Here is a 21,752-nt window from a genome sequence, read left to right as displayed (position 1 = left end):
TTATACTCTGGAATACTTTTTCAGGATACTCTCAAACTCGTCCGTTGCCTTATCCCATGTGTACTGCCTTATATGTTCGTACCCGTTCTTTGCTATCGTTTTTCTGCGAGCTCCGTCTTCTATGAGCCCGATGATGCTCTCGGTAAGTGCTCCCGGCTTCCTTGGAGGTGGCGCCACGATCGTCTTACCGTCAATGCCATAGTCAGGGACTCCCCCTACGTTGGTAGCAACTACCGCGCATCCGCAGGCACTTGCTTCCATCGGGGGCAGCTGGCAGCCTTCCGTCCAGCTTGGGCAGACAAAAATATCGCATGAGCTGTAAAGCTCCCTTAGCCTGTCGTCAGAAACGTTACCGTAGAACGTTATCCAGTCCGGAAGCTCCGCCGGGCGTCTATCTCCGTACACTATGAACTCAGTGTCCGGATATTTTTCTTTTACGGCCTCGAACGCTTTCATACCGTCCTCCGTGCCCTTGTTCTTATAAGGCCTGTAAGGCATAAGTATCGTAACATGATCATTCTTATGATCCTGACAATCCCTGTAAAAAATGTCAAAATTCACGCCGTTGATGATAGTGCCCTCAACGGTCCCTCCGAAGGTCTCTATGACATTCTTGAGCCATGTTGAGATGGTGATCTTTCTAAGAGGCAGGGTGTATGTTTTTTCGACCATTTTCTTATATTCTTTTAATGATTCGTCTTCGGGATCTACTTTTATCATGCCATAGTATACCCTGTCGGGGTCGCTCTCTATCTTTTCAGCTTCTTTCCAGCATTCCTCGCTGTCCCATACTTTCCATATCTCGTACTGCTGGACAAAGTAGAACTTTTCGCCTTTTCTATCACTAAGTCTGCTTACCGGGTATGTCGTCTCCCAGGAGGTAGCGACCACTACGTCAGCATCCGGTATCATCCTTTCAACGATCCTGACGTTCCCGGGGTGCAGCGTCGGTACCCTTACAAGCCTGGCCTTCAGGTCGAACCAGCTTATCTTATTGCCTTTTTTGATGTCCTTAATAGCTCCTAAATTTCTTTTAAGCTTTGAAAAAAAAGGCTCTTTCAAAAGGAGCATCGGCAGAAGCGGATATACCACGGTAACTTCATGCCCTCTTTCGATAAGGCGGTTCGCATATTCAAATACGACCCTGGCCCCTCCGGATAAACCGATACCTGGGATTATGAACGTGATCTTCATTAGATGTCACCAAGAAGGCTGTATAATGTTAGCAACCAGCGAATTATTTAGGAAGATTACATGATGGCATTTAAACGTTTTGGTCTTTTAAAATTCGGATAACGATGATGCTGTCATGTTTCCTGCGGCGGTCACTTGTTATCGGCCACCGGGCTCTCTTTTTTAATAATGCTTTTGAAAAGTACGATGTCCTCATCCTCGAACCCGCCCAGCACGTACAGGACCACGAAGTAAAACACCGCAGCAGCCGGTATCAATAAAAAGACGCTTTGATCCATGAGCAGATATATGGAAGCGCCCATGATAAGGCTCGCTATGAACGGCTTTGAAATATCCTTGAGATTCTTAGCGTAACCGACCTTCCCGAGCCTGATGCATGCATAGAAGCAGAGAACGAACGATATAAGCTCGGTTATGGTAGTCGTGACGCTCGCACCCACATAGCTGTACACGGGTATCAGTATCAGGTTCAGGGTGATGTTCAGGACCATACATGTGGCCGTGATCTTCGTGACGGCCATCTGCATGTTGGAAGACTCAAGCAGCCGGGCAAACGCGCTTCCCAGGAATATGAATACAGCCGACCATATAAGGACCTGAAGGACGATTATCGAATTGACGTATTCGGAGCCAAATATCGTCAGGATTATCTTATCGGCGAGCAGCGTAGTGCCAACGCCCATGGGCAAAGCGATGACCGCCATATACTTGAAATATTTATCCGTAGCGAACCGCAGCATATCCTGAGACGATACGTGTAGCCTGGCCATGGCCGGGAATATCGATACGCTGACCATGGTCGGGATGAACAGGATGAAAAGGATAAGCCTGTAAGCGCCGTTATACCAGCCCACCGCCTCGTCCCCGTGCATATATGACAGCATTACCGAACCGATCCAGTAAAATATGGTCACGAATAGCCCGCTCATCCCGTACGGCAAGGCCTCCATGAAGGTGGGCTTAATAAATTTCATGTCTATCTCTATACGGGGGGCCACGAACTTTCTGGCACATGTGGCAATGCTGTAGATAAAGACAGTGGCTGCCGCAATACAGTATACGAGCGAGAATTCTATGATGCCATATCCAAGCTGTTCTACGACGACGACGCCTGAGAACATTATGAGGCTGTTCAGGAACTGGCCGACGCCCTGATATTTCATCTCGTCGTATGCCTGAAAAATGCCATAAAATAGATTTGTGAAAGTCATAAGGATCGTAGATATTGCCACAAGGCAGACCACTATGACGGTCTCCTGTGGATATCCAAGGATCATGACCGTGGCAAAGATAAGGCCGAAAGTTATGACGGACAGGACAAGCTTGACCATCGTCAGGTTGCCGATATACTTGCCGGCCAGAGACTTATTGCGGGCTATCTCACGGGTGGTCAATACGCTCAGGCCCAGATCTGCCACGACCGAGAACATACCTGTGACCGCCAGCGCGAAACTTAAGACACCGAATCCCGCGTCGCCGAGATATCGGGCTATTATCACAAGATAGAAGAAACCAAAGACAGTGCTGATGATCTGGGCCAGCATTAAAATAAAGGTGTTTTGTGCGATTTTCTTTGCAGTGCCCATCAGACCACCAGTAAACCGTTTCAATATCCGGGACCTCTTCATACGGTCCTGGCATGAATGGACCTTAGCGTCAAAACATCATGCCGGCACAAGAGGGCTTCTATTTCCATAACTTTTAGATTTACACTTTTCTATAAACGATAATGCTATATATGGTTTCTTCTTATACGAAGTAACACGACCCGGGAATATAAGGCGGATTAACTTGAAGGCAGCAATCATACGCGGAAGCAACATGAACCCTTTTGAGATGCAGAGCTATGCTCCTCTGAGATCACAGATCGATATTACCGGGTATGCGTCCTATGCCAATAATTTCGAGACCGAAGGGATCAGGTTTCCGGTAAAAAGGCTGCATACCTTTGAAGAATATTATCGTTTTTTACCGTCGGTCGCAAAAGGAGTGGCTTATGGCCTGTCTCTTCCCCGGGGTATGAACGGTAAAATGTTCGGGCTGGAAAAAGAGCTCGAAGACAAGGATATATTACATGCTGCGGAAACGTCTAACGGTTATTCTTATCAGGCAGCCAGGGTAAAAAAGGAAAAGAATAAAAAACTGGTACTGACAGTTTGGGAGAACATACCCTTTCTATCGACGAAGCTTTTCATGGGATGCGAAAGTATGCCCGGGCCTTTGAAGCCTTTTTGTAAAAAGATGACGAAAAACGGCCATATAGTAAAGTACGTTAAAGATAACACTGACATTTTTATCGCTGTTACGGAAAGGGCGAAACAGGCACTGATAATAGAGGGCGTGCCCGAAGATAAGATAAGGACAATACCGGTAGGCGTAGATACTGAAAGGTTCAAGCCTGCGGATGCAGACCCGGCCCTGATCGAGAGGTTCGGCCTGTCCGATAATGGGTTCAACGTCCTGTTCATGGGCAGGCTGGTTAAAGAGAAAGGGATTTACGACCTGTTATATGCGGCGAAATTATTATCGCTGGACGTTGAAACAAGAAACATAAAGATATTGATCGCCGGGTCAGGCCCTGAAAAAGATAATATGGCAAAAATCATCAAGGATCTTGCGATCGACAGGCAGGTGAGCCTCATCGGGAGCTTCTCATATGAACAGGTCCCGAAACTCTATAATGTCTCGGACGCTTTCATACTTCCAAGCATCACAGCCCCATGGTGGCAGGAACAATTCGGGATGGTGCTGGTGGAGGCCATGGCCTCGCGTTTACCTGTCATATCGACGCTCAGCGGGTCCATTCCCGAGGTTCTGGGTGATGGCGGCATCCTGATACAGCCTGACGACCCTTTTTCTATTTACCGCGAGATAAAAAATATCATGACAGACAAGGCCTATCGTGAAAGGCTTAAGTTCTCTGCCAGGGAGCGGGCAGTAGAAGAGTTCAGTATTAATAAGATATCTAAAATGATAGGGTCAGTATATAGTGAATTGATGTAAGCCGATACGACTTTCGGCTAATATCATGAACATTACCTATTCTTTTTCTCGCTCTGATCTTCCATAAAAAGAATCTAATAAGATCAGTTTTCCGAATATATTATAATCTTATCCGAAAAGGAGAGTTCAGCCGCCTCTTATAATAATGAACAGCCCGGCCAACACCACTCCGGCTCCTATGACGCGGTATATCCCGAAGTTCTCTCCCAGGAACAGATAAGAGAGGACTAATACGAAGATATATGTCCCGGCAATGAACGGGTAAGCGTATGACAGGTCTTTTTTTGACAGCGCGCTTAGCCAGAATACCGTGCTTATCGCATATAACGCAAGACCCAGGTCCACCTGCCAGTTCGTGAACATCCTGAAAAGCGTAGGAATATCATATGATTCGATCGCTCCGACCCCTCGCATGCCCAGCTTCCATGATACCTGCCCGGCGGCAGCAAGCACTGTCGCGATCAATAACTCGATGATAACGTTCATTTATTTTCCCCTTTTATGGAATGCCAATATTAACATCCTTCTCAGCCCTGTCTTTTCATTTCCTGATCTTCTTCTCTATCATGTTCAGCTTGTTGACTATGAAATCCATGATCAGGCTGAAGCTCATGAGCTGCATGGCCACGAGTATGAAAATTACGGCTATCAACGGATAGTATTCATGTGTCACTACGCCGATGGTCAGTTTTTGATATAATGAAAAAGCACCGAACAATAAGCCGATGGAAAACAGCACGGCGTTGACCACAAGCACGCTTTTCAGGAGTAACGTGCTTTCCTTCCATATTATTGAAGGGATCGATTTTAGCATATTATACCCGTCCTTGAACGGGTTTAATTTTGACCTGCCCACTCTCTGCCTGTACTCGATGGGTATCTCAACGACATCATAACCGAGCTTGGCCGCCCTCATTGTCATCTTGGTCTCGTACTCGAGGTTCCTCGCATTGACATCTAGCCGCGGGAATATGCTTTTTCTCATGACCCTGAAACCCGTCTGGGCATCGAGTATCATGCTATAGCAAAAATACGTGATCAGCATTGAGAATATCCTGTTACCTAACCTGTTAAGCTTCGGGACGTTCTGATCGTTGAATATCCTGGCGCCGAGGACCATGTCGGCTCCGTTCTCTATCTCCTTTATGGCTTCAGGGATATATCTTGCCGGATAAGTACAATCCGTATCGGTGAATATCAATATGTCACCGGTGGAATTTTTTACGCCTGTTCTCAGGGCTTCGGGCTTGCCTCTGTTCACTTCATGCTTTATGTACTTGACCTTCTCGAATTTAGATGCATACTCGCTGGCCAGCCTATCCGTGTTATCCTTAGAGCCGTCATTGACAATGATGATCTCATCGGCGTAATCGAAATATTCTTCCAGCGTCTTCGGTAGGGCTTCCTCTTCATTATATGCAGGCAGTATTAGTGTCGTTTTCATAATATCGGCCTTTTCTTTAAGTATTTGAACACAGATAACTCTATCCAATAATTTTATTCTATGGCTTTTTGCATTCTCTCATGGAACCACTTCATGGTGATATCCAGCCCTTCTTCAACCCTGATCTCCGGTTCCCAGCCCAGTATCCCCCTGGCTTTTGTAATATCCGGCTTTCTCTGGAGCGGATCGTTCTCGGGAAGAGGCTTGAAAACGATCTCAGAATCGCTTCCGGACTTTTGCTTAATGAGCCGGGCGAATTCCATGACGGTCATCTCTACCGGGTTGCCCAGGTTTATGACCTCGCCTTTAGCTTTCGGGCTATGCATCATCATGTAGATACCCCTTACGAGATCCGAAACATAGCAGAAGCTCCTTGTCTGCGATCCATCGCCATATACCGTCATCGGATTGCCGGAAAGCGCCTGGGTCACGAAGTTCGGGACGACCCTTCCGTCGTCCAGCCTCATCCTGGGCCCGTAGGTGTTGAAGATCCTGATTATGCGCCCGTCAAGGCCATGATGCCTTATGAACGTCATAGTTAACGCTTCCGAGAACCTTTTACTCTCATCATAGCAGCTGCGTGGTCCTACCGGATTTACGTGTCCCCAATAGGTCTCGGATTGCGGGCTTATTTCCGGGTCACCGTATGATTCCGACGTAGACGCCATCAGGAACCTTGCCTTATGTTCCATCGCTACATTGATAATATTGTAGACTCCCAGGCTATTGGTCATCATTATCTCTACCGGGAATTTATCAAAATCCGCCGGCGATGCCCTGGATGCAAGGTTATAGACGAAGTCGACCTTTTCATCCAGCTTTAATGGCTCTCTTATGTCGTGTTTTATGAACTTAAAGTCCTCTTTTCCTTCGAGATGATTGATATTCTCCTTATTACCGCTTCCAAAGTTATCTACAGCGATAACTCTCTCACCCTTTTCCAGAAGATGATCGCATAAATGGGATCCTATGAAACCTGCGCTGCCTGTGACCAATGAAGTATATGCCATGTCCACACCTGATCTAGAATTCTATCGTCGACGAATCCCCTATGTTCAGAGAATTAGACTTACCGTGTATAACGACGCCGTCACCGATTATGGATGAGCGTAGCGTCATATATCTTACCTCTGACTGAACGCCAATAATGCTATCCTGTATTATAGAGTTTTGCACTATAGACCCGTCAGCTATCGATACATAAGGCCCTATTATAGAGTTTTCGACCTGTGCATTCTTACCGATCGATACCGGCTCGATCATGATCACATTCTTGCCGGCTACCTCCGACATGTTTTTCTCGGAAAGCAGTATCCTGTTGACTTCAAGCAAAGACTGCGGCCTGCCGCAATCATACCAGCTGCTTACTTCGAACGTCTTATACGTAGAGCCATACTCTATGGATCTCTGGAGCGCATCCGTAAGCTGAATCTCTCCCTGTGACTCCCTGTTCAAGACTATATCGTCCAGCGCGTTGAACAGCGCAGGTGTATCCTCGATAAAATAGACGCCTGCTATGCCAAGGTTTGAGGTCGAGTTCTTAGGCTTTTCTATCATCTTTTTAATTGTGTTATCGCCGTTCAGGTAGACGATACCATAATGCTGTGGATTATCGATGTTTTTCACGCCAATGGAGCCGGAGCATTTTCCGTTACATTCGTGCAGCTTTAAAAATTCACCGTACCCGTTCTTAAAGATCATGTCACCCAGCACTATCAGGATGGGGCTGTCTTCGACGGCTTCCTTAGTTACATAAATGGAATGCCCGAGACCAAGCTGTTGATCCTGGTTGACATATGTTATCTTATCGAACGAATCTTTATAATTGGAATCTATGTAAGAGATGATCTTATCTTTCATATATCCCACTACGACGATGACCTCCTCGGGGTCAACGCCTACCATCTTATCCAGTATATGCCCTATTATCGGCTTACCTGCGACAAAGACCATAGGTTTTGGCTTGGTATATGTATGGGGATATAAGCGCTTTCCAGCACCTGCGGCCGGTATTACGACTTTCATGTCGGCCCTCCGTTCCTTCTCGGCAATTTTACACCGAACGATAATTGGCTTAGCTTAGGCATTTAAACTTTAAGTATATATACATTTATGCCTGCTGTCTACACCCTTTATTCCCTTTTTCTTATAATTAATACTATCGTGGTCAATATTAACAGGCATACTAATATGTCCGTAGAAGGGGTAGTTGCCCGTGCCGGTATGTCCGGGCCATCCATTACCGGGGCCGCCGTCGACTCTATGTCCGTTTCTATAAAACCATAGATCTTATTACCTAACGTCCCGATGATCATATACCCATCCGATATGGCCGGCGAGGCGAAAACCTCGGACCCCAGTTCGTATGTCCACAGGCATGAGCCATCATTAGTTCTTAGCGAAAAGAGCTTGCCGTCCTGGGAAGACCCGTATAGCGCATCGCCCGATACGGCAGAAGTGGAGTATATCGGGCCATAGAAATCAGACACCCATTTCAACGATCCGGTATTTGCATCAAGGGCATGTACGTATCCTCCGTACGTCCCGATGTAGACTGTATTTGTATTCTCGTCCATTGTCGGGGTGGCATCTGTCCTGTACTTCAGGTCATATTCCCATATCATGTCCCCTGTATTCGCATCGAATGAATACAGCGTGCCGCTCCTCGTCGCTATATACAATTTACCGTTCCAGACCATCGGGGATGAATGGAAGACATCGCCGCTATCATATGACCAGGCTACGCTTCCGTCGTTCGCGTTCAATGCATAAAGCTCACCGTCGAACATGGCCGCATAGACTTTATCTCCCCATCCGGCTGGCGACGATTGCGTGACGCCGTCAATGGTCCAGGATATTTTTCCGCTGTCAAGGTCAAGCGCATAAAATCTGTCACTGTCTGTACCTGTGTAAACATGATCTTTGTATATCAGGGGCGATGAGTACATCCCGCCGTTCACGAAAGACTTCCAGATAAGATCTCCTGTGGTCGCATCGAGCTTATAGACGTTCCCGTCATACGAGCCAAATATGATATTTCCGTCATATATCGCCGCTGTTGACTCGATATATCCGTCAGTCGCAAAGCTCCAGACCGGAGCCCCGTTTTTAATGTCTACCGCAAAGATCTTTTTCCCGGCACCGTTGCTTGAGAACACCATATCGTTCCAGATGACCGGGGATGCCACCGATTGCCCTCCCACTTCCTTACTCCATGCTACTTTCAAGGGCGGTTTTAGAATGTCTTCGGTATAGGATGTATGTTGGGCATCTTTTTTTGCCTGTGTCCAGCTATCTGCCATCGCTGCAGGCATTGAAAGCGCGAGCAGGATGATTATGAATAAACTTAATGCTCTTTTCATGATAGCACTCCCGCATTGATGACTTTTCCTTCGCTTATCGCATCCTCAGGCACATCCACGAGGACCTCAGAGGCTCCCGATATTATACTATATTTAGATACGGCTTTTATAACGCCCGGGTATCCTGAAGTCGGGTATGGGACCGTGAAACTGTATTGCCCGTCACTGTCAGCTATCGCGGAGCTATAATACGTCTTTTTATTCGTATCGCCACCAGGTATTTCCAGCGTCAGGCGCAGCTCTACTTTTGAGCCTGGCTGTGCGGTACCAGTGATCTTTGATCCTTTCACGTATTCGAATATTTTAACCGGGTCTATGCCTGAAGTAACATAAACCAGCCTGTAGTGCTCGAGGCCATCTACGATGCCTCCCAGTTCGTTAAAGCCTCCGCACCCGTCACCGTAGAACATGCGGGCGTACATCGAATCATAATACTTATCGTTGCCGTCAATGACCTCTTCGGAGCCCAGCGGCTCCGGCATTCGGTAAAACATATAATAGCTTGACGGGTCTTCATCAGCCATGTAGGGGATGTTATCAAAAATGCCATACATAGCACCAGCATATGGCGATCCCATCCTTTGATCTATCATCACGTACCTGCAGTTACGCTTATCCATTATTGAGTTAGCATAAGATTCATCCCCGGCGACAAAGTACCTGGCCGAATCTTCTATGCCTGTCTGGAAATTATTTGAGACAGCAGGCCGCTCCCCTCTATAAAGGATGAAGTTCCCGTAGTCCCACCAGGACATGACGCCATACTCCGGCGCGGTCCCGATGTCGGCAGAGTATGTATATGACGTTTTCGGCGTGTTATCTCTCAGCCATGTGCAGGCATCGTTCCAGTCTTTGGAATATTGCTCCTGAGTGGAAGCTATCGTTATGGCGTTGTTAAGTACCGGCAGCAGGACTATGATCGATATGATGAAAACGGCTATAAGGGCAGGCTGTATCGCTCCTTCTCCCGCTTTCGGCATCTTCTTTTTGCCCCTGGACTTTTCGGCCTTGCCGATATTGTCCAGGCCTGCAAGGTTTAGCCCTACATATATCATGTATCCCGAGAATATCGCTACGTTGACCGCCAGTAGATAGACGAACCTTTTCTGGAGCAGCCCCAGAACAATGATAATTAGAGTCCATACTATCAGGAAGATCTCTACGTTCCTGACCTTTTTGTCGGGCAGCGTAAAAGCCAGGTATGCTATAAAGCCCAGTATCGCCAGTATGAAAGCGGTGGAGAAGTATACCCAGGGTATGATGAACGATAGCTCGCCGTTATAGGAAAGTAAAGGCTCCACCTCGACGATGGTCTGCAGCACCTTGCTGCCGCCGCTCAGGAATATCAGGCCTTCTTCTATGTTACTGAAGAACTGCGGTAACGCTAACTTAATGAACATCAAGGCCGCAGCCCCTGCCGTTATCACTATCGCGGGCGCCGAATACCAGGGAGCTTTTTTATCTGCCATTGTCTTGAAAAGCATGCCTGCCGCAAGGAAGAATATTGCAATGCCGAGAAGGAATAATATATGGAACCATGACAGGTAGATGGCTGTGATCTGGAATTGTTGCCCCATATTGCTCGTGGCCGCGAACGGTGCCACGATCATAAGCGCTGTCACTGAAGTGATCAATCCCGATACAGTGAGATATTCCGGGTTCATCTTATTATATGCGTCATAGGCATACTGGATGAATGCGTATATCACTATGATGCTTATGAATATCGGCGCGCCGTCCCAGGTAAATACCATGCATGCGGCTGCAATGCCTGCCAGTACGGCATATGTTACCGGTTTCCTGTTTTCCTTGAGATTGGAAAACCCGAGCCCGCTGTCCCGCGCCATAGTGACGCCCCGGATGAATAACACATACATCGTCAGGGACACCAGGACTTCCAGGGCATGATGGTCGGCGAACCCGAAAACCGTCCTGAAAACTGCCGCAGGCAGGATCGCCATGACAAGAGCTGCGATAAGCGCGGCTTTTTCACCCATGGCATCTTTGGTCAGGTAGTATAGCGGTATCAAGGATAATAGCCCGATGGCGACCGGCAGCATCGATGATGTCAGCTCTATGGTGAACCTGTCCGGGCTGCCTAATCCCACGATCAGCGAGAGCGTGGCAGCTATAAGATCAAAGAGTGGCGGCCATCCTATAAGATATCCGCCGGGATAGTTCACGTATGAGTCATATATGTTAGTGAATGGAAAATGCTCTATCGTATATGTTATTCTTCTAAGGTGATAATATGTGTCGAATTCGGGGAGTATGACCTGGCCGTTAATTATATTGTATGTAACCGGTATCAGACGGATTATCAGGCCCAGGACCATTATTCCCGCCAGTAATAAGAAATGATTGTTAAAAATGCCTGGTATTTTTTCACGGATAGGGGTCATGGCTAAAACCATTAAACTAATCATGTTATGTTATTTAAAAATTTGTCGGGTATGCGGTATCTTATTCTCAATACACTGAGCTTTAATTATTTTATACTTTTTCGGTTAGTATCCGGGCTTAGAGTATATTTTATAATAATATGTAAATATTTACTTCACGATTTTTTATGAGCCTAATATATGCTTATTTTCTTAACATTATCAATTTGTAATTCCCATTCGGTAATTCTATTTTATTTACAAAATATTTTTAATCTATTCTGATTAATACGAATTAAACTGGAGAACGGGATTCAATTATAGGATTAATTTGCGGGCCATCTGAATGTCCCGTAGTAAATTCGTGGCTTGCGGGTTCCGAATGTCCTGCCCCCGATCAAGATCCGCTCCTGGCGACAGGAGTCCAACACCGGGATGTATGAAATTTCCTGATACAGAGATTTTCCCCGGGATCCGGGCCGACAGACATATTGCAGGGAAAATGTTCCGGGCAAACTAACGACGCGATCATCCCTGCAGTACATGTTAGTATGATGTAAAAAGGTTGTAAATATGGAACAAGAAACAGTTGTAGCCAAAACAAATGTTGACTTTATATCTTCGGCAGATCCTGACGGCGATATAGATGAAAAACGATGGGTCAAGAACGGCCTTATCATCATCACTAACCAGAACTTGTACCTTAACAACGGGGGACAGCGTATCGGAATGCCCTTAAAAGGGCTTGAAGACGTAGAGGTTCGGGAGCAGAACGGAAAAACGATCCTGGTCATAACGAGGTATGTGAACGGAAAGTTCAATGCCTGCATGATATCCGCCGCCTCCCAGACAATCGAATCTCTTAGAAAATATTTTCTGCAATACATCTCCGACGCCTTCAAGACAAGCATCTATTTTATATCTCCCGCGAGCAGAGGCGGTGTTTTACTAACGACCACGTCCTGGGATGCCGGTCTTCTTCTGGCCACTCAAAAAGCCATATGGTTCATGTCCAAAACGAAGCGCATCCGTGTAGGGCTCGAGAACATCACACGCATTAGCCGCGAGACCCGAAAGATCAGCGGCAAGGACCGCTACGTCCTGGTTGTGAACCATGTCGACCTGAGCGAAGCGGTATCCAGCATTGTCCTGTGCCCGGACAATACGATGGATATGCTTGAAAAATATCTCTCTGACCTTACAGAGCGCTACAAGATAAAGGACGACCAGAAGTTTTCGGAGATCGAAGAACAGGTAGCGACCCTTGTATACAGCGGCGTCGACTCGAGCGCGATACAATCGATGCTGAACGTTGACGATGTAAAGATCGAGGAGATCTATGACAAGATGCTGGCGCTGGGCCTTGCCAAGGTCGTTCGCATGAGGCGCGAGATGGAATTGACGCCAAAGGGCGTGAAGTATGTCACTGACATTATGAACAAGGTCACAATCGAAAAAAAATGATCTAAGGAGGAACACATTTGGCCAAGATACTTATCGTGGACGACGCTGCGTTCATGAGGACACTTTTAAAGAACATACTGTTTCCCAAAGGGTATGAGATAGCAGGCGAAGCCGAGAACGGTGCTATGGCAGTGGAAAAATACCAGCAGCTAAAGCCGGATCTGGTTACAATGGACATTGTCATGCCGGGTGTGAACGGCATAGAAGCATTAAAGCAGATCAAGTCGATCGATCCCGGCGCAAAGGTGATAATGTGCACCGCCGTGGGTCAGGAAGCTATGGTCAGGGCAGCGATCACCAGCGGAGCAAAAGGCTACATTGTAAAGCCTTTCCAGGCCCCGAAAGTACTCGAAGAGGTACAGAAAGTCCTGGGTTCGTAGAGGTATTACATTTTGAGCTTGATCAGGGTGCTGGTCGTAGACGATTCTATCCTGATGAGGACGATCATCTCGGATATGCTTAACGTCCCCGGGGAGATATCTGTCGTCGGCACAGCGAAAAACGGTATGGAGGCCGTTGAGAAAGTCAAGGAACTTTCCCCGGACGTTATCACCATGGACGTAGAGATGCCCGGGATGGACGGCATCTCTGCAGTACGCGCCATAATGAGGCAAAGGCCGACACCCATCATCATGGTCTCTGCGGTCACGAAAGAGGGGGCGCATGCGACATTTTCCGCTCTTGCGGCAGGTGCTGTGGATTTCGTCACCAAGCCGTCCGGCTCGATATCTCTCGACATTGAACGAGTAAAGGAGTCGCTTATCAAAAAGATCAAGACCGCCTGCAAGATCGACAGGGAGAAGCTATCATATTCACATGCTACAAAAGGCCAGAAAATAAAATCGGAAAGGAATAGGGGAGTCCGGGCAAGCAACGTCGTCGTGATCGGCACTTCTACCGGAGGGCCGCCGGCCCTTGAAAAAGTCCTGTCGTCGATACCGGGTAACATCAACGCCGGTATACTTATTGTCCAGCATATGCCGCCGGGATTTACCCGGTCCTTCGCTGAAAGGCTTGACAGGATATCGGACATCGACGTCAAAGAGGCAGAGGACGGGGATCACGTCAATAATGGTCTTGCGCTTATAGCTCCCGGCAACTATCATATGGAAATAGTAAAAGAAAAGGCCGGCATCATCCGGAGGGAAACTGTAAGACTTAACCAGGGCCCCTCGGTCCACAGTGTCAGGCCGGCAGCCGATATCACAATGAACAGCGCCGCTGATATCTATGGCTCTAAAGTCCTTGGTGTCGTCCTGACAGGCATGGGATGCGACGGCGCTTTCGGGCTTAAGAACATTAAGTCCAGAGGCGGGCGGACTATCGCATGCGATGAAAAAACGAGCGTGATCTTCGGTATGCCCAGGGCGGCCATAGAGCTGGGCTGCGTCGATAGCGTCGTCCCGCTCGACAGGATCGCGGACGAGATCATGAAAATGTTGTAACAGGAGAGGGTCAATTTGGATATGTCACAGTACAGGGATATGTTCGTCAGCGAGGCGAGGGAGTACCTGCAAAGCCTTAACCGGTCTTTGCTGGAGCTTGAGAAGTGCCCTTCGGAGCTATCCGTATTACAGGAGATCTTCAGGTCAGCTCATACGCTTAAGGGAATGTCCGCTTCTATGGGTTTTAAGGACATGGAGACGCTCACGCACAGGATGGAGAACCTTCTCGACAGGCTCCGTAACGGCCAGCTGACAGCAGATTCCGGGCTTGTGAACGTGCTTTTTGAATGTCTTGACACTCTCGAGTCAATGACAGACGACATAGAGGCCGGCGAAAACGGATCCGTTGACATCTCATCAATATCGGAAAAGATCGATGGCTTTGTAGTATGCGAACAGACTCCGGAAGATACTGCGATCGATCAGTCCGGCGAAGAAGCAATAGCAGTCGCGGCCACTCCGGCAGATAGCCAGGATCAACAAGCTCCTGCCGGATCGAACGAGTATGAAGTTCATGTCACTATAGAAAAGTCCAGCGATTTCAGAGGTATACGCGCATTTCTTGTCATCCAGAACCTGTCCGAGATAGGCAGCATCATAACTACGACCCCTTCTATCCAGGATCTTGAGGATGAAAAATTTTCATATGACTTCAGCCTTGTCATCCAGACTGACAAAAGCATCGATGACGTCGAAAGAAAGGCTAAAGGAGTGGCCGAGATAAGCCAGGTAAAGGTCAAGACCAGGGCCGTCGAAAAGAAAGAGGCCGCTCAAAAGCCCGCTGTCAAAGAAGGCGTAAAAAACATCCATAGTGTACGCATCGACATCGACAGGCTTGACGTCATCATGAACCTTGTAGGGGAACTGGTGATCAGCAGGGGGAGGCTTTTCCAGATCGGCAGTAAGCACGGCCTGATAGACCTGAACGAGACGCTTACGATGGTAGATCGCTCGATAACCGACCTGCAGAACGAGATAATGCGAATACGCATGCTCCCGGTCGATCATGTCTTTAACAGATTTCCGCGCATTGTCCGGGACATAAGCAAAAAGCAGGGCAAAGATATAAATTTCATCATAGAAGGCCAGGACACAGAACTGGACAGGACCGTGCTCGACGAGATCAGCGATCCTCTTAACCATCTCATAAGGAACGCAGTCGACCACGGGATAGAGATGCCCGAAGAGCGCGTCGCGAAGGGCAAGAGCGCGACGGGGACGGTAAAGCTAGTAGCCAGAAGGGAACGCAGCAACGTCATTATTGAGGTCGAAGACGATGGTAAAGGTATCGATGTCAATAGGGTAAAACAAAAGGCTATCGACCGCGGTCTGCTGACGGAAGCCCAGGCTGCTGCCATGGGCGATGACGAAGCGCTGATGCTCATCTTTAAACCAGGCCTCTCGACCGCAGAGAAACTTTCCGAGGTTTCCGGAAGGGGTGTGGGCATGGACATCGTTAAGACGAAGGTCGAGAGCCTTGGGGGCACGGTAAAGATCGACTCAAAACCCGGCGAAGGGACAAAGACCATTCTAAAGCTGCCTCCGACGATAGCCATCGTACAGGCGCTTCTGATCAAGGTCGGCGATGAGCATTATGCAGTATCTATCACAAACGTAGTAGAATCGGAATACGTCACCGAGTCTGATATTAAGACGATCAGCGGGAAGGAAGTCATCGTCATACGCGATACTCTGATGCCGCTTATCCGGCTTGACAGGCTCTTTGACATCGGCACGAACGATCATATGGAAAAACGAACTGTCATCGTCATTGAAAAAGGCGATGAAAAAATAGGTCTTTTAGTGGACTTCATCGAGAGCCAGCAGGAGATATTCGTTAAGCCGCTAAGCGGTCTTTTACAGAACATCAGAGGTTTCGAGGGAGTCACGATAATGGGCGACGGGCGAGTGGTCCCCATACTGGATATTTCGACGCTCGTAGAGGTGAAAAAATGAACGGGACATCAATAGAACTAACGGAGTTTCAAAAGGACGCATTAAAGGAATTCGGTAACATCGGCTCGGCACACGCCGCTACATCCCTGTCGCAGATGATGGGGCGCGGCATAGAAATGAAAGTCCCGGATATCGAACTTGCCCCGCTTAGCAAGATTCTCACTTTCATAGATCCGGATGAGCCCGTTGCCGGACTTTATTTCCAGCTTATGGACGGGGAGAGCAACACAGGCCACATTTACCTGCTGTTCCCCGAGCAGAGCGCATATGCCATTTCCGACATACTTATGGGCATGGAACTCGGGACGACGATGTCCATCACTGACATGGAAATGTCAGCGCTGATGGAAGTGGGCAATATACTGGTCTCGACGTTCTCCGACGCTTCTGCCGGGCTATTGGGGATAACGATGCTGCCGTCGCCTCCCGCATATTCGTTCGACATGGCCAGGTCGCTCATCGAAAAAATATTACTGGACATCGGCAGGATGTCGTCCAACGCGATCATATTTAAGACGTCACTGAGCGATGAATCAAACTGCGTGAATGGCTATCTGCTCTTATTGCCAAACCCGGAGACCCTTGAAAAGATACTGGACATTCTCGGATCAAAGGTAAACGGTTAAAAACATTTGAAGGCACAGACTAATGGCAGACGAGGTCTTTGAGGTGGGAATGGGCGAGATAGTCGTCACCCATAACCCTGCAACACTATCGATCATCGGGCTCGGATCGTGCGTAGGCGTAGCCCTATATAACCCGAAGGCTAAAATGGGCGGCCTTGCCCATGTTATGCTACCTGACAGTAAAAGATCCCGCCCCGGAGCAAACCTGAAAAAATTTGCGGATACCGGGATCGCCATCATGATGGAAGAGCTAAAAAAGAAAGGTGTGGACCATCTGTGGACCACCGCTAAACTTGTCGGTGGCGCCAGCATGTTCCAGTCCGCCGATAAAAGCGTATTCAACATAGGCTCTGATAATGTGACGATGTGCCGGGAGATATTAAAAGGGCAGCGGATAAAGATCGTTTCCGAAGACGTGCTTGGAAACAAAGGCAGGACGATGAAATTTGACCTTGTCACCGGCAAGGTCCAGGTCCGCTATGTGGACGGTCTTGTCAGAGAGATCTGATCGCTTCCTTCATAGTCCCATTAACTCTAATAAACGGCTTCTAAGGTAAAATTTGGGGTGTACCCAAAACTTATTTATTTATTATCTTCGTACCATAATTTATGAAAAATATCGACGGACTTGAGCTTAGCCCAAAAAAGATCGAGTACTTAAAATATATTCTACGAAGGGGCGAGACTGTCAAGACCACAGATATTTCGAACGAGTTTGACGTCGACCCTTCGACAGTCACGAAGACCATTAATGAGCTTGAGGGAACGGGGCTTATTGAGCACGTTCCATACAGGGGGGTCCGCCTGACATCTCGCGGGATAGAATATGCCGAATTCCTTCTGAGAAGGCACAGGCTAATAGCGCTGATGCTCTCCAATTATGGCCTGACGCCAAAGGAGGCGTGCGAGGAGGCGTCAAAGCTGGAAGGCTACGTGTCAAAGGAAGTCGTAAATAAGATTTGCAACTCTATGGGCCATCCGGACGAGGGCGTATGCGGTGCCATAAAGCATGATTTTTGCTGCTGCTGCCCCGAGGAAAATTAAGGCATATGATCGTATGATCGTGTTTCACGTTGATTCGCCGCTTATGTATTAAGAAAATATTGTCGCTTTTTATCTCCACGATTAAATGCTGTCGCTAGAGTTCATGGTTTTTTCACCACGAAGCGCTCTAAGGTCTCGAAGGTCCACTATTTTTAACCACAAAGCGCACAAAGGCGATTAAGGTACACTAATTTGTTAACCACTAAGCGCACGAAGGCGATTAAGGTACACTATACTGTTAACCACTAAGCGCACGAAGGCGAGTAAGGTACACTATACTGTTAACCACGAAGCGCACGAAGGCGAGTAAGGTACACTATACTGTTAACCACGAAGCGCACGAAGGCGAGTAAGGTACACAAATTTTTTTTAATATATGATAATCTTCTAAAAAAGTTCTTTGTGTTCCTTGTTTGCCTTTGTGCGCTTTGTGGTTGGCAGTTTTGTGTTCCTTGTTTGCCTTTGTGCGCTTTGTGGTTGGCAGTTTTGTGTTCCTTGTTTGCCTTTGTGCGCTTTGTGGTTAAAGAGAAGATTTAATATGACTATGAATCAGCAGGGTGCACAACTTAGCTTCCTTATACTTTTAATCTGGCTCATATTCTGGTCTCGAAAAACTCCGGCTCTTTTAACCCATGTCCTGTGACCAGTACGACCACTCGGGCATCCTCAGGTATCAACCCGGCATTATGTACTTTTATAAAACCCGCCAGGCTTGCAGCTCCCGATATTTCGGCGAATATCCCTTCCTCGCGGGCGAGCATCTCTTTAGCGCACTGCGCGTCCACATCGCTCACAAGGATCCCTCTGCCGCCGGATTCCTTTAAAGCGCGTAATGCCCACAGGCCGTCGAGAGGATCTCCGCAGGCTATCGCGTCCATTCTTGTATCAGGGTGAACGGGCTCGATAGAGTCTTTATTCTCAAAATATGACCTTACGATAGTGTTGCAGCCTTCAGCCTGGACTCCCAGGATCTTCGGAAGCCTGTCAATAAGCCCGAAAAGCTTCATCTCCTTTATACCTTTCCACATGCCGTGAAGCAGAGTTCCGTTCCCCATGGGGACGACCAGGTAGTCCAGATCGCCGTCAAGCACGTCCATTATCTCTAAAGCCACGGATTTTTCGCCCTCGCTCCTGTACGGGTAATCCCCGGCAAGGTAGACGCCTTTTTCTTCGTATTCTTTCTTGGCAAGGTTCGCCGCAAGCGTATAGTCTCCCTTCACCCTGACTACCCTGGCCCCGTGGGCCTCCATCTGTAAAAGCTTGATGCGGGGCGTGTCTTCCGGCACGTAAATCGTGCATTTGATATTACCGCGCCCACAGTATGCCGCGACGCTGGCTCCCATATTACCGGTCGAAGCGCAGACAATGGTTTTCGCCCCGTATTCGTATGCCTGCGATATCTCTATCGTCGACCCTCTGTCCTTAAAAGAGCCGGTAGGGTTCAGGCTCTCCATCTTGAACATCAGGTCGCCGCAGCCGATATCCTTTGCGATGTTCCTGGACCTGATGAGTGCTGTGCCGCCCTCGTGCATGGTTATGATGCCGGAACTTTTAAGGGGCGGGTAAAACTCCCGGTATCGCCAGTGGCAGAATGTCCTTTGCCTTAAAATATCCCAGGTCACCTTTCCTTTATAGGCGCTATAATCATAGACCAGTTCGATACTGTCGCCACAGTCGCATCTATACCGTATCTCCTCCCGGGGGTACTTGCGACCGCACCTGACGCACTGGAGATACTTAACACGCATACACTATAGTTGGAGTTATTGATAAACAAATATTTCTATAAAAATATAGTAAAAAGCGTCTTATCAGACCTTGCGGTCTACAGGCGATGGTTTGCGGTATATCCGCTCCTGGTTATTCACAACTTCGAGCAGGTTCCTTGAGTCGCCGACAAGTGTCTCCGTCTTTCCTATGACCAAATATCCGCTGCTGGAAAGGGAGTTATAAAAATCCATCAACAGCTTCTTTTTTTGTTCTTCGGAGAAATATATCATCACGTTCCTGCACAGGATAAGATCAAAGAAGGAGCCGAACTTATCGCCTTTGATCAGGTCATACCGGCGATAATGTATGTTGCGCTTTATCTCCGGCTTCAATGCAAGCTTCCCGCTCTCGGAAGGCACGGTATATTTTTCCAGCAGCGCCTTATCTACATTCCTGAAAGACGTCATTTCATATACGCCGTCCTTGGCCTTTTTCATGCATGCGTCGTCGATGTCGGTCGCATAGAGCGAGATGGTGAACTTATCATAGCTGCTCCCCAGCAGCTCATGCAGTATCATCGATATGGAATGTACCTCTTCGCCGCACGCGCAGCCGGCGCTCCATATCCTTATCATTTTTCTTCCCTGGACGGTCTTTTCATTGATGATAGACGGAATGACCGTATGCATTATCACTTTGAAGGTCTCCTTATCCCTGAAGAACTCCGAAACGTTTATCGTGAACGCATCTACGATCTTTTCATATTCTCCCGGCATCGTGTCCAGGGCTTTCATATATTCCCTGTATGTAGATACGTTCAGGGCTTTTAGCCTTGTTGAGACTCTCCTTGTGATATAGTTGTCCTTATACTGGCAAAGGTCGATCCCTGTCCTATCATGGACCTTCCTTAAAAGCATTCTAAGCTCCGGATCAATAACTTCCGACATCTAAACAAGGTTGGCTTCTTCCATATATATACTTTATTGGAACACGGCCTTTCTGTTAGGCGTTTTTTCAATTTTGAAATTACATTTGGGTCATAAGGCCTGCCCCTCTGTCAAGATAAAATAAATATAAGAACGGTCACAATGCAATTAAGCGATAAAAAAGTGTTCAATATGGCCGTATATATGAGCGACCCGGTAATAAATTCGGTATATGAAGAAGCCAGGATCAAATATTGCTCTGCTTCCCATGACTTTAGCCATGCAGTCCGTGTCGCGGACCATTGTCACAGCATAGCGCCTTCCGTATCCGCGGACATCCGCATATGCACGGTCGCTGCACTGCTTCATGATATCGGCAGGTCAGACCGGTCGGAACATGAGCACTTCGATTCCAGCGAAGACGTACGTAAATTGCTTGACGGGAAGTTCGATCCGGTTTTTATCGGCCGTGTCGTGAAGTGTATTGAGCGCCATAGCTCTTCATCACTAGAATTCCCGGAATCGCCGGAAGAAAAAACTATTTTTGACGCCGATAAGCTCGACGGCTATGGTTACACTGGTGTCGCGAGGTTCTTCACATATGCGGGCGAAAACCGCCTTGACATAAAACAGGCTTTGAACGAGGCGATAAGGAGGATGGAAAGCATCGAGAGACGGGGCTCCTTCCTGACCCCTGCCGGCCGCAGGATGGGCCGTTCCAGGGCGTTCAGGGCATTCGCTTACTATCTAAGCCTCGCCCGGGAGTTCGGGCTTGAGGATGAGGAAATACGGATGAGGGATGTATTGATCGCGTCACAGGGAAAAATTGCCGGGAATATCGCGCTGGCGCTTATAAAGTTATTATATTAGATCGTAGCATCGTTCGGTTTCAGCTTAATGTATTCCGAAAAGCTGTCTTGATGATCCGAGTGTTTGTTCCGAGAGAATGTTTATAATGAAAGGGCTGTATGGCATCATCAGGTATACTAAATCTTCTGTCCCGTGATTTTATTAATGTGTATGTCAGTTCATCTTTGATCAAGCCCATCACAAAGGCAACCAAGGATACGGTTTTTCACCACGAAGCGCTCTAAGGGCTCGAAGGTCCACCATTTTTCACCACGAAGCGCACAAAGGCGAAAAAGGTACACTATTTTTTTAGTATATGATAATCTTCTAAAAAAGTCCTTTGTGGTC

Annotated in this window: 19 protein-coding genes; 9 read left to right on the top strand and 10 right to left on the bottom strand. The window is 47.8% G+C overall.

From position 1 onward, the window contains the following. Both CUJ83_RS04110 and CUJ83_RS04105 read right to left on the bottom strand, forming a co-directional pair. On the bottom strand, window positions 1–1,194 hold the full coding sequence (locus CUJ83_RS04110; RefSeq protein WP_230740899.1) for a glycosyltransferase family 4 protein: 1,194 nt from the start codon (window positions 1,192–1,194) through the stop codon (window positions 1–3). A gap of 131 nt (window positions 1,195–1,325) precedes the next feature. Beyond that, window positions 1,326–2,780 carry a flippase gene (locus tag CUJ83_RS04105; protein WP_230740897.1) on the bottom strand — a complete coding sequence of 485 codons (1,455 nt, stop codon included), beginning with the start codon at window positions 2,778–2,780 and terminating at the stop codon, window positions 1,326–1,328. Between the two features lie 205 nt (window positions 2,781–2,985). Between CUJ83_RS04105 and CUJ83_RS04100 the strand changes: the two genes are divergently transcribed. Further along, on the top strand, window positions 2,986–4,197 hold the full coding sequence (locus tag CUJ83_RS04100; protein WP_230740895.1) for a glycosyltransferase: 1,212 nt from the start codon (window positions 2,986–2,988) through the stop codon (window positions 4,195–4,197). A gap of 126 nt (window positions 4,198–4,323) precedes the next feature. Here the strand turns inward: CUJ83_RS04100 and CUJ83_RS04095 are convergent, their stop codons facing one another. The 6 genes from CUJ83_RS04095 to CUJ83_RS04070 form a co-directional block, all read right to left on the bottom strand. Continuing rightward, on the bottom strand, window positions 4,324–4,683 hold the full coding sequence (locus tag CUJ83_RS04095; protein ID WP_230740893.1) for an EamA family transporter: 360 nt from the start codon (window positions 4,681–4,683) through the stop codon (window positions 4,324–4,326). 55 nt (window positions 4,684–4,738) lie between these two features. Next, window positions 4,739–5,641 carry a glycosyltransferase family 2 protein gene (locus CUJ83_RS04090; protein ID WP_230740891.1) on the bottom strand — a complete coding sequence of 301 codons (903 nt, stop codon included), beginning with the start codon at window positions 5,639–5,641 and terminating at the stop codon, window positions 4,739–4,741. A gap of 53 nt (window positions 5,642–5,694) precedes the next feature. Beyond that, complete coding sequence (locus CUJ83_RS04085; protein ID WP_230740889.1) at window positions 5,695–6,651, bottom strand: UDP-glucuronic acid decarboxylase family protein; 957 nt, start codon at window positions 6,649–6,651, stop codon at window positions 5,695–5,697. 13 nt (window positions 6,652–6,664) lie between these two features. Continuing rightward, the gene (locus CUJ83_RS04080; RefSeq protein ID WP_230740887.1) at window positions 6,665–7,666 is read right to left on the bottom strand and encodes a sugar phosphate nucleotidyltransferase; all 1,002 of its coding nucleotides are present in this window, start codon (window positions 7,664–7,666) and stop codon (window positions 6,665–6,667) included. A gap of 107 nt (window positions 7,667–7,773) precedes the next feature. Then, the gene (locus CUJ83_RS04075) at window positions 7,774–9,003 is read right to left on the bottom strand and encodes an outer membrane protein assembly factor BamB family protein (RefSeq protein WP_230740885.1); all 1,230 of its coding nucleotides are present in this window, start codon (window positions 9,001–9,003) and stop codon (window positions 7,774–7,776) included. Beyond that, a complete protein-coding gene (locus tag CUJ83_RS04070; RefSeq protein ID WP_230740883.1) occupies window positions 9,000–11,429 on the bottom strand; it encodes an oligosaccharyl transferase, archaeosortase A system-associated in 2,430 nt (809 codons plus the stop codon). The genes CUJ83_RS04075 and CUJ83_RS04070 overlap by 4 nt, the downstream gene beginning before the upstream one ends. A 528-nt stretch (window positions 11,430–11,957) precedes the next feature. Here CUJ83_RS04070 and CUJ83_RS04065 point away from each other — a divergent pair. The 7 genes from CUJ83_RS04065 (at window position 11,958) to CUJ83_RS04035 (ending at window position 17,919) form a co-directional block, all read left to right on the top strand. Further along, entirely contained in the window at window positions 11,958–12,848 is an 891-nt protein-coding gene (locus CUJ83_RS04065; RefSeq protein WP_230740881.1) for a DUF8579 domain-containing protein, read from the top strand. A 17-nt stretch (window positions 12,849–12,865) separates the two neighbouring features. Beyond that, a complete protein-coding gene (locus CUJ83_RS04060; protein ID WP_255668315.1) occupies window positions 12,866–13,228 on the top strand; it encodes a response regulator in 363 nt (120 codons plus the stop codon). 12 nt (window positions 13,229–13,240) lie between these two features. After that, window positions 13,241–14,293 (top strand): protein-glutamate methylesterase/protein-glutamine glutaminase, encoded by a 1,053-nt coding sequence (locus tag CUJ83_RS04055; RefSeq protein WP_230740880.1) that lies wholly within the window; start codon window positions 13,241–13,243, stop codon window positions 14,291–14,293. A gap of 21 nt (window positions 14,294–14,314) precedes the next feature. Further along, on the top strand, window positions 14,315–16,249 hold the full coding sequence (locus CUJ83_RS04050) for a chemotaxis protein CheA (RefSeq protein WP_230740937.1): 1,935 nt from the start codon (window positions 14,315–14,317) through the stop codon (window positions 16,247–16,249). Beyond that, window positions 16,246–16,875 carry a chemotaxis protein CheC gene (locus tag CUJ83_RS04045; protein ID WP_230740877.1) on the top strand — a complete coding sequence of 210 codons (630 nt, stop codon included), beginning with the start codon at window positions 16,246–16,248 and terminating at the stop codon, window positions 16,873–16,875. Before CUJ83_RS04050 ends, CUJ83_RS04045 begins: the two co-directional genes overlap by 4 nt. Before the next feature lie 22 nt (window positions 16,876–16,897). Beyond that, entirely contained in the window at window positions 16,898–17,383 is a 486-nt protein-coding gene (locus tag CUJ83_RS04040; RefSeq protein WP_230740875.1) for a chemotaxis protein CheD, read from the top strand. 101 nt (window positions 17,384–17,484) lie between these two features. Next, a complete protein-coding gene (locus CUJ83_RS04035; protein WP_230740873.1) occupies window positions 17,485–17,919 on the top strand; it encodes a metal-dependent transcriptional regulator in 435 nt (144 codons plus the stop codon). A gap of 593 nt (window positions 17,920–18,512) precedes the next feature. On the opposite strand, the gene thrC is transcribed toward CUJ83_RS04035, so the two are convergent. Both thrC and CUJ83_RS04025 read right to left on the bottom strand, forming a co-directional pair. Beyond that, window positions 18,513–19,667, bottom strand: a complete 1,155-nt coding sequence (gene thrC, locus CUJ83_RS04030) for a threonine synthase (RefSeq protein WP_230740871.1) — start codon at window positions 19,665–19,667, stop codon at window positions 18,513–18,515. Between the two features lie 63 nt (window positions 19,668–19,730). Next, window positions 19,731–20,576: a CheR family methyltransferase gene (locus tag CUJ83_RS04025; RefSeq protein WP_230740869.1), complete on the bottom strand. Its 846-nt coding sequence runs from the start codon at window positions 20,574–20,576 to the stop codon at window positions 19,731–19,733. Between the two features lie 183 nt (window positions 20,577–20,759). On the opposite strand from CUJ83_RS04025, the gene CUJ83_RS04020 reads away from it, so the two are divergent. Beyond that, complete coding sequence (locus CUJ83_RS04020; protein WP_230740867.1) at window positions 20,760–21,425, top strand: HD domain-containing protein; 666 nt, start codon at window positions 20,760–20,762, stop codon at window positions 21,423–21,425. Window positions 21,426–21,752: the final 327 nt, after the last annotated feature.

The organism is Methanooceanicella nereidis (assembly GCF_021023085.1).
GTDB classification, from domain to species: domain Archaea; phylum Halobacteriota; class Methanocellia; order Methanocellales; family Methanocellaceae; genus Methanooceanicella; species Methanooceanicella nereidis.
The sequence above is the reverse complement of the archived record's forward strand: the minus strand, read 5'-3'. Positions and strand labels throughout refer to the sequence as shown.